At 67.3% G+C, this 13,311-nt stretch carries 14 protein-coding genes; 7 read left to right on the forward strand and 7 right to left on the reverse strand.

From position 1 onward, the window contains the following. The first annotated feature begins 129 nt into the window (after window positions 1-129). From DU502_RS15235 to DU502_RS15245, 3 genes are all read left to right on the forward strand, one after another. Window positions 130-999, forward strand: a complete 870-nt coding sequence (locus DU502_RS15235; protein WP_121921602.1) for an MOSC domain-containing protein — start codon at window positions 130-132, stop codon at window positions 997-999. A 62-nt stretch (window positions 1,000-1,061) separates the two neighbouring features. Beyond that, window positions 1,062-1,889, forward strand: coding sequence for a hypothetical protein (locus DU502_RS15240; RefSeq protein WP_121921603.1), 828 nt, complete (start codon window positions 1,062-1,064; stop codon window positions 1,887-1,889). Between the two features lie 63 nt (window positions 1,890-1,952). Beyond that, window positions 1,953-2,873, forward strand: a complete 921-nt coding sequence (locus DU502_RS15245) for an HFX_2341 family transcriptional regulator (RefSeq protein ID WP_121921604.1) — start codon at window positions 1,953-1,955, stop codon at window positions 2,871-2,873. Here DU502_RS15245 and DU502_RS15250 read toward each other — a convergent pair. After that, window positions 2,870-3,916 carry an enolase-like domain-containing protein gene (locus tag DU502_RS15250; protein ID WP_121921605.1) on the reverse strand — a complete coding sequence of 349 codons (1,047 nt, stop codon included), beginning with the start codon at window positions 3,914-3,916 and terminating at the stop codon, window positions 2,870-2,872. The genes DU502_RS15245 and DU502_RS15250 overlap by 4 nt on opposite strands. A gap of 134 nt (window positions 3,917-4,050) precedes the next feature. On the opposite strand from DU502_RS15250, the gene DU502_RS15255 reads away from it, so the two are divergent. Further along, window positions 4,051-4,590: a flavodoxin domain-containing protein gene (locus tag DU502_RS15255; RefSeq protein ID WP_121921606.1), complete on the forward strand. Its 540-nt coding sequence runs from the start codon at window positions 4,051-4,053 to the stop codon at window positions 4,588-4,590. Here DU502_RS15255 and DU502_RS15260 read toward each other — a convergent pair. After that, window positions 4,587-5,315 carry a DUF1405 domain-containing protein gene (locus DU502_RS15260; RefSeq protein ID WP_121921607.1) on the reverse strand — a complete coding sequence of 243 codons (729 nt, stop codon included), beginning with the start codon at window positions 5,313-5,315 and terminating at the stop codon, window positions 4,587-4,589. The two genes, DU502_RS15255 and DU502_RS15260, sit on opposite strands and share 4 nt — an antisense overlap. Window positions 5,316-5,387: 72 nt before the next feature. Continuing rightward, on the reverse strand, window positions 5,388-5,552 hold the full coding sequence (locus DU502_RS18415; RefSeq protein ID WP_158601193.1) for a hypothetical protein: 165 nt from the start codon (window positions 5,550-5,552) through the stop codon (window positions 5,388-5,390). Window positions 5,553-5,669: 117 nt separating this feature from the next. Here DU502_RS18415 and pdxS point away from each other — a divergent pair, with 117 nt between their 5' ends. After that, window positions 5,670-6,569: a pyridoxal 5'-phosphate synthase lyase subunit PdxS gene (gene pdxS / locus DU502_RS15265; RefSeq protein ID WP_121921608.1), complete on the forward strand. Its 900-nt coding sequence runs from the start codon at window positions 5,670-5,672 to the stop codon at window positions 6,567-6,569. A gap of 41 nt (window positions 6,570-6,610) precedes the next feature. On the opposite strand, the gene DU502_RS15270 is transcribed toward pdxS, so the two are convergent. Together DU502_RS15270 and DU502_RS15275 are read right to left on the reverse strand one after the other, a co-directional pair. Continuing rightward, a complete protein-coding gene (locus DU502_RS15270; RefSeq protein ID WP_121921609.1) occupies window positions 6,611-8,125 on the reverse strand; it encodes a PAS domain-containing sensor histidine kinase in 1,515 nt (504 codons plus the stop codon). A gap of 78 nt (window positions 8,126-8,203) precedes the next feature. Further along, the gene (locus DU502_RS15275) at window positions 8,204-9,085 is read right to left on the reverse strand and encodes a homoserine kinase (RefSeq protein WP_121921610.1); all 882 of its coding nucleotides are present in this window, start codon (window positions 9,083-9,085) and stop codon (window positions 8,204-8,206) included. A 126-nt stretch (window positions 9,086-9,211) separates the two neighbouring features. Here DU502_RS15275 and DU502_RS15280 point away from each other — a divergent pair, with 126 nt between their 5' ends. Next, window positions 9,212-10,540, forward strand: a complete 1,329-nt coding sequence (locus tag DU502_RS15280) for an MFS transporter (RefSeq protein WP_121921611.1) — start codon at window positions 9,212-9,214, stop codon at window positions 10,538-10,540. Here DU502_RS15280 and carA read toward each other — a convergent pair. Further along, window positions 10,537-11,604, reverse strand: a complete 1,068-nt coding sequence (gene carA, locus DU502_RS15285; RefSeq protein ID WP_121921612.1) for a glutamine-hydrolyzing carbamoyl-phosphate synthase small subunit — start codon at window positions 11,602-11,604, stop codon at window positions 10,537-10,539. The two genes, DU502_RS15280 and carA, sit on opposite strands and share 4 nt — an antisense overlap. Window positions 11,605-11,701: 97 nt before the next feature. Between carA and DU502_RS15290 the strand changes: the two genes are divergently transcribed. After that, complete coding sequence (locus tag DU502_RS15290; protein ID WP_121921613.1) at window positions 11,702-12,115, forward strand: Lrp/AsnC family transcriptional regulator; 414 nt, start codon at window positions 11,702-11,704, stop codon at window positions 12,113-12,115. Between the two features lie 145 nt (window positions 12,116-12,260). On the opposite strand, the gene DU502_RS15295 is transcribed toward DU502_RS15290, so the two are convergent. Further along, window positions 12,261-13,253: a DUF6081 family protein gene (locus DU502_RS15295; protein ID WP_124897093.1), complete on the reverse strand. Its 993-nt coding sequence runs from the start codon at window positions 13,251-13,253 to the stop codon at window positions 12,261-12,263. Between the last annotated feature and the right edge of the window lie 58 nt (window positions 13,254-13,311).

Consider the following 13,311-nt stretch of genomic DNA (forward strand, 5'->3'; position numbering starts at 1 on the left):
ATGATGATGGTTCCATGGGGCGACCCATGTACGCATATATACTTTTCGGGCGCGCGGGAAATACCTGTCGTACTGCCGATTCGATTCGGCCACCAACCGTTATGCGCGACCCGATCCAACTGCCGCCCGATGGCACACATCGAGCGACTGCGGCTGTATCCGGTGAAAGGTCTCGACGGCATCGAGGTCGAGTCGGCCCGGATCACGGCGGCCGGCACGCTCGCCGGCGACCGCGAGTTCGCCATGTGCGACCCCGAGGCAGGGACGATAGCGACGGGATCGGACATGCAGACGCTCGCGTACAACGGCAAGCAGACCGACCGGATTCACGACGTGCGGACCGATTTCGACCCCGAGACGAGCGTGTTGACCGTCGAGCCGAAAGCAGGGGGTGATCGCCGGCGGTTCGACCTCTCGACCGAGGACGGACGGATGGAGGCGAGCGAGTGGTTCGGCGACTTCGTCGGCGACCCGGTCGAGTTCCGCCGCCACGAACCACCGGCGTTCGTCGACCGGCCCGACGCCGGCCCGTCGATCATCAGTACGGCAACGCTAGAGGAAGTCGCATCGTGGTTCGACGACATGACCGTCGAGGGCGCCCGCCGTCGTCTCCGCGCCAACGTCGAAATCGGCGGCGTCCCCGCGTTCTGGGAGGATCGGTTCGTCGGAGAGCGGAGCTCTCCGGGCTCCCGGACTTCGTCCGAGAACGTCGGAGACGGCGCTCCCGGCTTCGTCGTCGGCGAGGGAGACGATCCGATCGAATTCGAGGGGTCCGAACCCTGTGCCCGGTGTGTCGTCCCCAGTCGTGACCCCGAGACGGGCGACCCGCTCCCCGAGTTCAGGGAGCGGTTCGTCGAGCGCCGCGAGGCCACCTTCCCCGAGTGGGCCGACCCGGACGCGTTCCCCCACTTCTACACCGTCATGCTCATCTCTCGGGTGCCCGAGGCGTCGCGAGAGCGGTCGATTTCGGTCGGGGACGCGGTGCAGGTTCGGGACTGATCCGGGCCGCTGTAAACGTACGGCGGGCGGAGAGTTATGCCGCGTCGCCGCCTCTGTCCAGTATGTCGTCGAGGCCCACCGTGGACGTGCCCACGGCCGTCCTCCGAACCCTGTCGCCACGGGGCAAAGTCGCCGTCGCAGTCGGGACCTACCTACTCTGGGCGCTGACGACGTGGACGCTGGAGGGCCGCCTGCTGACGCTCCAGCGCCCCGAGGCGACGCTGGATCGACTCCTCTATACGGGCGTCGCCAACGTCCTGATCGGCACGCTGTTCGCGTGCTGGATCGCCCGAACGTTCGTCGACGCGGGCTTCACCACCCGCGCTCGCCTCGGCCTTCGCTCGGTGCGGCGCACCCTCCTCGCCAGCGCCGTCGGCGCGGGTGCTGGAGTCGCACTGTACGTCGCGCAGGGACCGCCGACGACGGACCCGGTCGTGACGCTGAACGCCTTCTCGCAGGTTCTGCCCGTCTCCATCGCGGAACTCGCGGTTTGCTGGCTCCTCGTCGGCGGGAGCGTCGAAGCGGCGTTGCGAACGCGCGTGCCCGACGCGGTGGCCCGCGCCGGTGCGCTCGTCGTCGCCAGCGCGTTGTTCGGGCTCTATCACGTCGCTCACAGCCCACCGTTCAACACCGTCGAGACCATCGCACTTCTGACGGTCGTGAGTCTCGGGACGGGCGCGTTCTTCTTCGTCGGCCGGTCGGCCTACGGCGCGCTCGTCTTCCACAATTTCCTCGCGCTGTTCGGCGTCACGTCGGCGCTGGCGGCGGCCGGGCGGTTGGCGGCGTATCGTGCGCCCGTCTGGCCGTTGCTCGTGACTGGTGTCGTCGCCCTCCTCGTCTTCGTGGGGGCGGAGCGAGTGGGCTGGCACGGCGGTGTCGACACGCCGTGAGCCGGCGTCACAGGGCGCGACCGGCTTGACGGGATATATAACGCTCCCGGCACAGTAACAGGTATGCAGACCCACATCGTCCCGGTCGGCTTCGACTACGACCGGCTGATCGCGCCGCTGATCCGCGACCAGTTCGACGTGGATCGGGTGATCCTGCTGGAGGGGGCCGTCGGGAGCGAGGCCAACGTGGAGTACTCGCGGAACATCTCGGCCAAGCTGGAACAGGACTTTCGCAACCTGCTCGGGGCGGAGACGCGTCGGGTCGTCGTCGAGGACGTGTACGACTACGACGCCGCCTTCGAACAGGCCTTCGACCTCATCAACGACCAACTCGACGAGGGGGCGCCGGACGGCGAGGTGTGGGTCAACGTGAGTTCGATGCCCCGGCCGGTGAGTTTCGCGTTCGCCACCGCCGCCCACTCCATCACGCTGGAGCGACAGGCCGACCGCGACCGCATCCACACCTACTACACCGCCCCGGAGAAGTATCTGGAGACGGAACTCGCGGAGGAACTGCGCGCGAACCGCGACCTGTTGACGGCGCTTCTCGACGAGGGCGAGGTGGACGAGGCGCGCATCCGCGAGCGTCTCGAGGGCACGACCGAACTGCTCGACGAGTTCGACGAACGCGGCACCACCATCGGCGCCAAGCGCATCGGCGGCAAACACATCGTCGAACTCCCCGTCGCCTCCTTCTCGAACGTCAAACCCTTCGAGGAGGTGATCCTGTTCGAACTGGGTGAACACGGCGAGTTCGAATCCGTCTCCGAACTCGCGGAGGCCCTCGCGGACGAACTCGGCGAAGAGTACACCGACAGCTTCCGGTCGAAAGTCATCTACAACGTCGACCGCCTCGGTCCGGGCGGGAAAGGGTACATCGAACAGGAAGAGCACGGCAAATCCTACCGGACGCGGCTCTCCCGCATCGGCGAACTCTGGGTGCGCGCCCACGCCGACCGGGAGGACGTGCCGGTCGTCGACTAGAAGTCGAGGCCCCGGGGGTCGTCGCCCGGCACCAGCGGACTCCCCGGCAACTCGGCGGGTAAGTCGGGCAGGTTGTAGCCGCCGGGCGCCACGTCGTTGGGCGCGTCGGGATAGAACGTCGCGGCGAGAGTCTGGATGTGGTCGCGACCCACGTCGAGTTCGAACTGCCCGCCACCGTAGAGGGTCACGTCGCGATCACGGGCGTACTCGACGGTGTCGAGGAGGGATTCGACCGTGCCGAACCGCGACGGTTTGATATTGAGCCACCGGGGCTCGAACGGCAGGTCGCGCACGCTCTCGACGCCGGTGATGGGGGCGTCCCACGAGATTCGCTCCTGCACGGATTCGATCAGGGCTCGCGTTTCGTCGGTGAGCGCCGGATCCTCGATCACGGCGTCGGGAAAGCCCTCGATCACCCGCTCGTAGAGGGCGGGGTCGGGTGGCTGATCGACGGTCGTCCCGACGTAGTGGCCCTTCAGATCGAGGAGGCGGACCGCGTCGGTTTCGCCGAGGGCGGCGACGAGGGCGTCGTCCCAGTCGCTCGTCGGATCGAGTTTCAGGCCCAGATCGGGGTGGCGATACAGGATCGCCTCGACCCGATCCGTCGTCGGCGGGTCGCCGAGGCGAGTGCTGACGACGAAGGAGACGGAGTCGCGCTCGCGGCCCAGCGCCGACGCCAGATCGGTGTCGGCCTGCCGGAGCGCCAGATCGAGCGCCGCACTCTCGATCCCCCAGCGGCGGTAGTGGTGCGCCGAGGGTTGTTCCGGCTCCTTCGTGGGAAAGGGGTCCACGTCGTCGAGGGCGGTCGAGAACTCGTCGAACGTGAACTCGCCGGTGGGGACCACGGAGTTGGTGTCGGCGAGGGCGTCGTGATCCTCACGGTCGTAGGTCACGTCCTCGCCGCGGCCCACGTGACCGTCGCCGTGGAGTTTGAAGACGGTGGTCGCCCGGGTGAAGCCGCTGGAGGTGTCGCGCTCGTGGCGAGTGCGGGTCTCGCGGTCGATCCGCAGCGGGAGGTCCGCGAGGCGGTCGTAGAGTGACATGGAGTCGATAGACGGCCGAGCGGAATAACCGTGTGGCCCGTCAGTATTATCGACACTGTCGCCGTTCGTGTCGACAGGATGAACGTCTGCGCGCGACACAGACACACCGGCAACCACGGCGGAGGGCGTCGCTGATGGCTCGCATCGCCCTCGTGTACGGGACGACCGAAGGCCAGACCGCGACCATCGCGGAGCGGATGGCCGACGTGCTCGCACGGGCAGGCCACGAGCCGACGCTGTATCACGCCGAACACCTGCCCGCCGACTTCTCGCTTTCCGACTACGAGGCGGTCGTCGTCGGCGCGTCGGTCCACCTGGGTTCACATCAGGAGTACGTCACCCGCTTCGTCGCCGACCACGTCGACGACCTGAATCGCCTCCCCGCCGCCTTCTTCTCGGTGAGCCTCACGGCCGCGGAGGGGAGCGACGAGGCGTGGGCGACAGCGCGGTCGCTCCTCGAGGACTTCCTCGCGGAGACGGGGTGGGAGCCGGACGCGACGGCCGTCGTCCCCGGCGCACTCAAGTACAGCCAGTACGGGACGCTGAAGCGGTTCGTGATGAAACGCATCGCGAAGCGGGCGGGCGGCGGCACCGACACCAGCCAGAACTACGAGTACACCGACTGGGACGAGGTGGAGTCGTTCGCGGCGGCGTTCGGCGACGCGCTGGACTAACGCGCCTCCAGTTTCTTCACCCGCGTCGACAGCGTGAGGAAGGTAGCGGTGAGCGTCAGGACGACGGCGAAGGCGGCGGCGAGTTCGTGCGTGGGCGAGAGGTGGGTGATCGTCCCGTCGACGATGCGCTGGCCGGGGAGCAGGGTGTGGTGGGGTGTCTCGACGAGCGGGACGAAGTAGTCCACCAGGTCGTTGAGGCCGTACCACGCGACGGCGACGGCGACGGCGTAGACGGGAAAGTCGCTGTAGCGGTGGATGATGAACGCCTCGACGACCATCATGAGGTGGCTCCCGAGGAGAAAGGCGTACATCGGCAGGGGCGTGGTGGCGAGGAAGCCGTCGGCGAAGGCGACGAGGACGAAGGGCGTCCAGAGGCCGAGTTTCCAGCAACCGAAGAAGGCGAGAGCGTTCACGGTTTCGCTGGATCGACCCAGTTTCCAGAGCGCGAGCGAGAGGGCGATAAACAGGGTGGCGACGGGACTGTCGGGGACGAGCGGCCAGATGGCGAGCGGTTCGGCCGCGAACTGGAAGCGGTAGTACCAGAAGCCGAAGGCGGTGCCGACGAGGTTGGTGACGACGACGACCCACGCGAGCGAGAGGCCGAGGTTCTCGACGGCGCGAGGGAGGGGTGCGAGCCACCCGGGGAGCGGGTCGGGGTCGGGGAGGTCGGCGCCGTCGACGAGGGCGGCGACGCGGTCGAGGACCGACGCCGATCCGGAACTCATTGTCGGGGGGAAGGAGCGGGTCGGTAAATCGGTGGCGGTCCGGCCGCGGCACGCGATAGGTGCCGTCGGGGGCTACGGTGGGAGAAAGAGCGTGAGGAACGCGTAGACCGCCCCCAGCAGCAACGTGAACACGGCGAGGACGGCGAACCACGTCCGTCCGTCGCCAGGAACGTTGGGCACCTCCGACGGGTAGTACGGCGAGAGCGGGTTCTTCGGCTCCGGGTCACGGTCGCTCATCGGTGAGAGATGGGGCGCGAGACGTATCAGTGTCCCGAACGGTGCGCTCACCGGCCCGTCGAACGGGAATATCGACCGAAAGCCCGCGCTTAAGTCAGTCCCACCGTAACGGGGCGTATGACCGATCTCGAAGAGCTTCGACGCGGTACGGATTTGGTGAAACGCGGGTTCGCGCGGATGCAGAAAGGCGGCGTGATCATGGACGTGGTCAACGCCGAACAGGCGCGGATCGCGGAGGACTGCGGCGCCGTGGCGGTCATGAGCCTCGAAGCCGTGCCCGCGGACATCCGCAAGCGCGGGGGCGTGGCGCGGATGGCCGACCCCGCGGCCCTCACCGAGATTCTCGACGAGGTGTCGATCCCCGTCATGGGCAAGGCACGCATCGGCCACCAGAAGGAGGCCGAGATTCTGGAAGCGAAGGGTGCGGATATGATCGACGAGAGCGAGGTGCTCACTCCCGCTGACGACGACTACCACATCGACAAGCGTGACTTCACTGCCCCCTTCGTCTGTGGCGCACGGAATCTGGGTGAGGCACTCCGCCGCATCGACGAAGGCGCGGCAATGATCCGCACCAAAGGCGAGGCGGGGACGGGCGACGTGAATCAGGCCGTCACCCACCAGCGCGCCATCAAGGGCGCGATCCGGCAGCTAGAGGGCATGGCCTACGAGGAGCGCGAGCGCTGGGCGCGGGAGCACGGCGCCCCCCGCGACCTCGTCCACGAGACGGCCGAGATGGGCCGCCTGCCGGTCGTCAACTTCGCCGCCGGCGGCATCGCGACGCCAGCGGACGCGGCGCTCATGATGCACCACGGCTGTGACGGCATCTTCGTCGGCTCCGGTATCTTCGGCGCCGAGAACCCCGAAGCGATGGGGACGGCCATCGTCGAGGCGGTCAACAACTGGGACGATCCCGACCGCCTCGCGGAGATCGCGACGAACGTCGGCAAGGGGATGAAAGGCCAGTCCAACGCCGACATGGCCGAGGAAGAGAAACTGCAGGGCCGCGGCGTCTGAATCGCGCAGTCCGCCGTCGCGTGACGGCCGGTCCCGACACGTCAGGTCGGCGTCGACGTCGACGCCGGATCAGCCTGCGAACTCGGTTGCCACCGCGAGGCCGGAAAGACGATAGAGACGACGGCACCGGACGGCTCGTTATCCTCGATTTCGATCGAGCCACCGATGGGTGTCACGAGCCACTTCACGAGCCACAGGCCGAGGCCGCTCCCGTGTTTGAGCGGTCGTTCCTCGCCGTTCGTGATCACCTCCCGCTCCATCTCGGGGATGCCGTCGCCCCGGTCGGCGACGCTGAGTCGGATCGTGCCGTCCGCACCCTCGTCGACGCCGAGCGTCACGGTCGGGTGCCCGTCCGTCGAATGCTCGATAGCGTTGTCGACGAGTTCACCCACCGCGACCCGAACCGCGTGCCGATTGGCGAGGACGACCGGGTTCGATCCCTCGACCCGAACGGTCGCCTCGGGACACGCGTCGCGATACTCCGCGGCGACCGCCTCCAGTAGCGGCCGGACTTCGACGGGTTGGATGTCGCGGATCTGCTGGTAGATGTCGTCGAACTGGCGCGCCTGCGCCGAGACGCCGAGGAGGTTTTCGGCGGCCGAGACGATGGACCGAAGATCGGTTCGGGCCCGATCGGCCGGGAGGGTGACGGAGTCGCCGTCGTCGGCCGCCTCGACAGCGGACAGCAACCGTTCGGCGTTGCCGACCACCACGTTGAGATCGTTTCGCAGGTTGTGACGGAGGACGCGGTTGAACACCATCAACTGCTGGCGGCGGGCTTTGCGCTCGGTGATGTCCTGTATCGTCCCACGCAGGAAGAGACCGCTCTCGGTGTCGACGGGCTGACCCGTCGTCCGGACGATACGGGTGGTTCCCTCGGCCGTGACGAGTCGCGCCTCCACGTCGTACGGGAGGTGCCACTCGAGCGCACGTTCGACGAACGTTTGGATTTTCTCCCGATCCGAGGGGTGGTAGAACGCCAGCGCCGCTTCGAGAGAGGGTTCGTACGTGGGATCGACCTCGTGGATGCGACGCGTACCCGCCGTCCACCGGAGTTCTCCGGCGTCGAGGTCGAGTTCCCAGCCACCCACGTCCGCCGTCACCTCGGTCCGAGCCGACAGATCCTGTTTCCGTTCGAGCGCCATCTCGTGTTCCTTGCGCTCGGTGATGTCAGTCTGAATCGCGACGAAATGCGTGATCGTTCCGTCGTCGACGATCGGCGCGATTGTCTGGTTGGCGACGTAGCTCTCGCCGTCCGCGCGCCGGTTCACGACCTCCGCTTGCCAGACGTCACCGTCGAGGATAGTCGCCCAGAGTCGGCGGAAGTAGTCTGTCGTGTGGTACCCGGCGTTGAGGAGGTCCGGCGTCCGCCCGACGGCGTCGGCGGCAGTGTAGCCGGTGATCTCCTCGAACGCCGGGTTCACGTAGACGATACGCCCGTCGAAGTCCGTGACGAAGATAGCGTGGCCGGCCGCCTCGACGGCGCGTTCGAACCACGCCGAGTCCAAGGGAGCATCGGCGTCCAGTCCCGGGGGCCCGTGATCGCCATCAACCATACGTTGAACACGTTCGGGAGAACGGTCATAATTCGAGCGGGGTGCCTCAGTCTCTGGGAATCGGCCGGGGGCGAACGATCACTCGGAGTACAGCGTCGCCCCGCGACCGATCTTCGTCTGGTAGGCCCGCGAGTCGACGCCGGCGTCCTTGAACGCCTCGACCATCGCGGAAGCGATTTCCTGTCGATTCTCGGGATAGCAGGCCGCGATGATGCCCGGCCCGGCGCCGCTGACGGTGACGCCCGTCGCGCCCGCCGAGAGTGCCGCTTCGCGCACCTGATCGTAGCCCGCGATGAGGTCGGCCCGGGCTGGCGTGACGAGGCGGTCGTGCATCCCCTTCCCCACCAGCCGCGGATCGTTCCGACACATCCCGGTCGTCAGCGTGGCCGCGCGACCGACAGTGTAGATCAACTGCTCCATCGTCGCGCCCGCGGGGACGACATCGCGAGCGTCGCGCGTCGAGACGGCGATTTCCGGCAGACAGGCCACGAGCGGGATGTCGGCGTCGACGACCGTCACGTCCCGACCGGTGGCGACGGTGAAGCCGCCGAGCAGGGCGGGGGCGACGTTGTCGAGGTGGACTTCGCCAGAGACGGTCGCCTCACCTTTCCCCGCGATTGGGACGAGTTCGCGCCGCGAGAGCCCGCGGTCGTAGAGTTCGTTGAGCGCGAGTGCCGCCGCCGCGGCGCTGGCGCCGGAGGAACCGAGTCCCGACGAGGGGCGAATCCCCTTGTCGATCCGGATGTGTGCCGGGGCGTCGAGCGCCTCGGCGACCGCGCCGACGGTGTTGGAGTCGGGGTCCTCGGGGATGAACTCGGCCCCGTACCCAGTCACGTCGATCGTCGTTCGGTCGGCCTTCTCGACGCGGACGATGTCCGCCGGCCGGTCGAGGGCCGCGCCGAACACGTCGAACCCGCTCCCGAGGTTCGCACTCGTGGCCGGAGCCCTGACCGTAACCATGCCCCGGGATTGCGCGAGTCGGGTCAAAAACCTGCCGAAGGTTCGGGGCGCTGGAGTCGTCAACAGCCGGACACGACATGGCCAAGAGAGCCAATCTATAGGCCGCTGGCCCCGTCGATGGACAGTATGGCCCTCCCCGGCGGCGCGACGGCGACCGTCGAGCACCCCCGCCGCGCCGTCGCCACGGTGGTGTTCGTCGTCTTCCTCGACCTCGTCGGCTTCGGCATCGTCATCCCCATCCTCCCCTACTACGTTCGGAGTTTCGGCGTCGGCGACGTGTTCATCGGCCTGCTGGCGGCGACGTACTCGCTGATGCAGTTTCTCGCGGCGCCGACGCTCGGCCGGGCCTCGGATCGCTGGGGGCGCCGCCCGGTCGTCACGCTGTCGCTCGCCGGAAGCGCCGTCGCGTGGGTCGTCTTCGGCCTCGGCGACGTCGCGGGCGAGGCGGCGGGACCGGCCATCGGTATCGCCGTCCTCTTCGCTGCCCGCGCCCTCGCCGGCGCGATGGGCGGCAACATTGCCGCCGCGCAGGCGTACGTCGCGGACGTGACGGCGCCCGAAGACCGAGCGGGGGCGCTCGGCCTCGTCGGCGCCTCGTTCAGCCTCGGGTTCATCTTCGGCCCAGCCATGGGCGGCGCGCTGGCGAGCGAGACGGCGGTGCGGGCCGCGGCCGGCCTGCCGATTCCGGCGACCCGCTTCTCGCTCCCCGCGTTCGGCGCGGCGGCGATGAGTCTCGTCGCCCTCGGCGTCGCACTCGTCGCCCTCGAAGAGCCCGCGCGCCACCGGACGAGTGGGGTGCGGTCGACGCTGGTCGGGGATTTCGTGACCGCGCTCCGTGATCCCGCGCTCCGCGGCCTCGTCCTCGCGTTCTTCCTCGTCTCCGTCGCCTTCGCGGGCGTGCAGGTCATGTTCATCCCCTTCGTCGCCGACGCGAGTGCGTACGGGTTCGACGCCTCGGCCGCCGCCCTCCTGCTCACCTACGTCGGCGTCCTCGGCGCGGTGAATCAGGGGCTGTTGGTCGGCCGTCTCGCCGACCGGTTCGGCTCGGGCCGTCTCGCCGTCGCCGGCGCGACGATCCTGTTCGTCGCGCTCGCAGCCCTGCCGTTCGCGCCGGCACTCGGGGAACTCGTCCCGGCCGTCACTGGCCCCGCGTGGCTCACTCCAGAACTCGTCGCGTTGCTGGCGGTACTGGGCCTGCTCTCGTTCGGCAACGGCCTCCTGAACCCGTCGCTGGCGACGCTAGTGTCGTCGAACACCGGTGCGGACCGGCAGGGCACCGCCTTCGGCGTCACGCAGGGTGCGGGAAGTCTGGGGCGGACCGTCGGCCCGCCAGTCGCGGCGGCGCTGTACGCGCTCGTCTACTGGTCGCCCTTCGTCGCCGGCGCAGTGCTGGTGCTGCCGGTGATCGCGTTGCTGGTGGCAGTGGCGCGTGGTGAAGAAGGGAGACCGGCTTAGTCCGACGTGGCGACCGTCGTGTCGGTCGACACGAGGTCGAGCACGTCGTCGAAGAAGTCGAGCGAGTCGTGGGGGCCGGGGTTGGCCTCGGGGTGGTACTGGCGGGTGATGACGTTCAGTTCCTCGTTTTCGAGCCCTTCGGCGGTGCCGTCGTTGACGTTCACCTGCGTCACGTTCAGCTGGTCGCCGGGTTCGCCCACGGTGTAGCCGTGGTTCTGGGTCGTCATGACGACGCGCCCGGAGTCCAGATCACGAACCGGCTGGTTGACGCCGCGGTGACCGAAGGCCATCTTCTCCGTGCTGCCGCCGAGGGCGTTGGCGACGACCTGCTGGCCGAGACAGATACCGGCGACGGGCAGGTCGCCGACGTAGGCGTCGACCAGCGCCTCGGCCGCCTCGAAGTTCTCGGGGTCGCCGGGGCCGTTCGAGATGAAGAGGAGGTCGGGGTCGACGGCCGCCACGTCCTCGGGCGTGGCGTCGTAGGGCAGGACGTGAACGGTCGCGTCGCGTTCGAGCAGGGAGTCGATGATCGACCCCTTCGCGCCACAGTCGATCAGGGCGACCGTCGCGGTTGATCCGCCCTCGTAGACGACGGGTTCGTCGACGCTCACCTGCGCGCCGATGTCCGTGTGCTCGCTCATGCCCTTGCAGGCGTCGAGTTCCTCCTTCGCCGCCTCGGGTGTCGCGTCGGGGCCAACCGCCAGTCCACACTTCATCGCCCCTTCCTCGCGGATGGAGGTGACGAGGTCGCGCGTGTCGAGGTGGTCGATGGCGGGGATGCCCTCCTCGTCCAGCCATTCGACGATGTCCTCCGTGAACTCGCGGGCGATTGCGGCACGGGGGTGAATCCGGTCGGATTCGAATCGCTCCTCTCGGACGCCGTAGTTGCCGATCAGCGGGTAGGAGAACGTGAGCACCTGCTCCTCGTAAGAGGGGTCGGTCAGACTCTCCTCGTATCCAGTGTACGCGGTCGTGAAGACCAGTTCGCCACGCGTCCGACCCGGAACACGGCCACGCGCCTCGACGACGCGGCCATCCTCCAGGGCAAGGTAGGCGTCCGACATTACGAGAAACACAGTGATCCGCGGCCATTAAGCCTTCCTTTCGAAGCTGAGTTACGAATTTCGTAATCGGTAAGTCGCTTGCGCGGATACGCGGGGTATGGACGAGCTTGACCGGCGGATTCTGGGGATCCTCCGGCGGGACTCACGGACGCCGTACACGGAGATTGCGGATCGGGTCGGCACGTCGGAGGGGACGGTCCGCAACCGGGTCGAGCGCCTCGTCGACGAGGAGATCATCGAGCGGTTCACCGTCGCAACGCGGACGGGAAACGTAAAGGCGATGATCGAGGTGTCGGTCGCCGTCGACGTCGACACGACCGACGTGTCCGCACGGATGGCCGAGTGGAACGAGGTCGACTTCGTCTGGCAGGTCTCCGGTGAGGAGGACATCGTCATGGTCGTCGACGCCACGGACACGCAGGCGGTGAACGAACTCATCACGAAAGCGCGGGACTTGGACGAGGTACAGAACACGAAGACGCGGCTGATTCTGGACGAACGGCTGGGGTGAGTGTGCCGAACCGCGGGCGTACGTCCGTCGTCGGGTCGGCCAGTCGCCGCCGTCGGCCGTCACGCGGTTCCAAACGCGACCTGAGACGGAGTGGCTGATTTCAGGCGCTAATCCCCTCCTCGACGAGCGAGTGGGGCGGGATAGTTCACTCCCCCAGCGTTTCGGTCGTCACTTCGAAATTGTCGAACGTCGCGGTCACTCCCTGACCGAAGAGGCGTTCGTCTTCGGGGAACGAAACGAAGTGGTCCCCGTACTGTGGGTGGAAGGGAAACTCGTCGAGGAGGCTGAAGAGGCCGTGAGCCATGTTGAACGTGCTCATTCGATCCCGGAGCCGTTCACCGGTGGCGCCGATCGACGGCCACGTGATGTCGTCGAATCGCCCGGGATGTTGCACGTCCAGTGGAATGCCCACCTTCTCTTGTCGAGCGACGCTATCGCCGTCCAACAGCCACTCCGCGTGATCCGCACCGCTCGGATTCCGTCGATAGCGGATCGCATAGGTGTGCATCCCCGGTGAGATATCGACGGTCTCGATAATCTGCGTATACCCCTCGTCGAGGCCTACCCCGTGGACCAGCGGGGCTAGGAGCCGTTCGGTCAGACAGAACGCTTTCCCTTCGCCCACGAACCAGTCGAATAGCTGTCCCGTCTCGTGGATGTTGAGGACGTGAAACGTGGCCGCCGCCTGCTGGGGTTCGAGCACCGTTTTGCAGGGTTCGTCCTCGGCGGGGGCGGGACAGATCTGCCGATCGGGGTCGGTTCCCACCGTCGTCGCGTCGATATCGGCGGCGAAGGTGATGCTCCCGTGATCCGGGATGTCGAAGTAGTTCGTACTCTGGGCGAAATATTTCACGTGATCCAGCGTACTGTCACGTGACGTCTGGAAGGGCACCGCTTCGAGCTGTAGTTCGCCCGGAAACTCCTGTGTGCGTGTACGCAGCGCCTCCGGTTCAGCGGCAAATCCGGGGATTCGATCGCTCGCGAACCAGCGATTGTGGTACTCGGTCAATCCATACGTACCGGCCTGTTTGGTGAAGTCGTCGTAGACGTTTGTCATGTGCGCGTTTGCCTCCCCTCGACCGTTCACGCCGTCCGGAACCGTCTCGACCGGCACTGCCTCGTGCGACGACTGGTTCATCATAATAAATAATGCTGTAAAATAATTAATGTTTTGGCCATGGTCGATGCCCGAATCG

The organism is Haloplanus aerogenes, from assembly GCF_003856835.1.
GTDB classification, from domain to species: Archaea; Halobacteriota; Halobacteria; order Halobacteriales; family Haloferacaceae; genus Haloplanus; species Haloplanus aerogenes.

Excerpts from the sequence above, each read along its gene's own strand:
- DU502_RS15235 (WP_121921602.1), top strand. The coding sequence starts at position 130 with ATGGCACACATCGAGCGACTGCGGCTGTATCCGGTGAAAGGTCTCGAC.
- DU502_RS15240 (WP_121921603.1), top strand. The coding sequence starts at position 1,062 with ATGTCGTCGAGGCCCACCGTGGACGTGCCCACGGCCGTCCTCCGAACC.
- DU502_RS15245 (WP_121921604.1), top strand. The coding sequence starts at position 1,953 with ATGCAGACCCACATCGTCCCGGTCGGCTTCGACTACGACCGGCTGATC.
- DU502_RS15250 (WP_121921605.1), bottom strand. The coding sequence starts at position 3,916 with ATGTCACTCTACGACCGCCTCGCGGACCTCCCGCTGCGGATCGACCGC.
- DU502_RS15255 (WP_121921606.1), top strand. The coding sequence starts at position 4,051 with ATGGCTCGCATCGCCCTCGTGTACGGGACGACCGAAGGCCAGACCGCG.
- DU502_RS15260 (WP_121921607.1), bottom strand. The coding sequence starts at position 5,315 with ATGAGTTCCGGATCGGCGTCGGTCCTCGACCGCGTCGCCGCCCTCGTC.
- DU502_RS18415 (WP_158601193.1), bottom strand. The coding sequence starts at position 5,552 with ATGAGCGACCGTGACCCGGAGCCGAAGAACCCGCTCTCGCCGTACTAC.
- pdxS (WP_121921608.1), top strand. The coding sequence starts at position 5,670 with ATGACCGATCTCGAAGAGCTTCGACGCGGTACGGATTTGGTGAAACGC.
- DU502_RS15270 (WP_121921609.1), bottom strand. The coding sequence starts at position 8,125 with ATGGTTGATGGCGATCACGGGCCCCCGGGACTGGACGCCGATGCTCCC.
- DU502_RS15275 (WP_121921610.1), bottom strand. The coding sequence starts at position 9,085 with ATGGTTACGGTCAGGGCTCCGGCCACGAGTGCGAACCTCGGGAGCGGG.
- DU502_RS15280 (WP_121921611.1), top strand. The coding sequence starts at position 9,212 with ATGGCCCTCCCCGGCGGCGCGACGGCGACCGTCGAGCACCCCCGCCGC.
- carA (WP_121921612.1), bottom strand. The coding sequence starts at position 11,604 with ATGTCGGACGCCTACCTTGCCCTGGAGGATGGCCGCGTCGTCGAGGCG.
- DU502_RS15290 (WP_121921613.1), top strand. The coding sequence starts at position 11,702 with ATGGACGAGCTTGACCGGCGGATTCTGGGGATCCTCCGGCGGGACTCA.
- DU502_RS15295 (WP_124897093.1), bottom strand. The coding sequence starts at position 13,253 with ATGAACCAGTCGTCGCACGAGGCAGTGCCGGTCGAGACGGTTCCGGAC.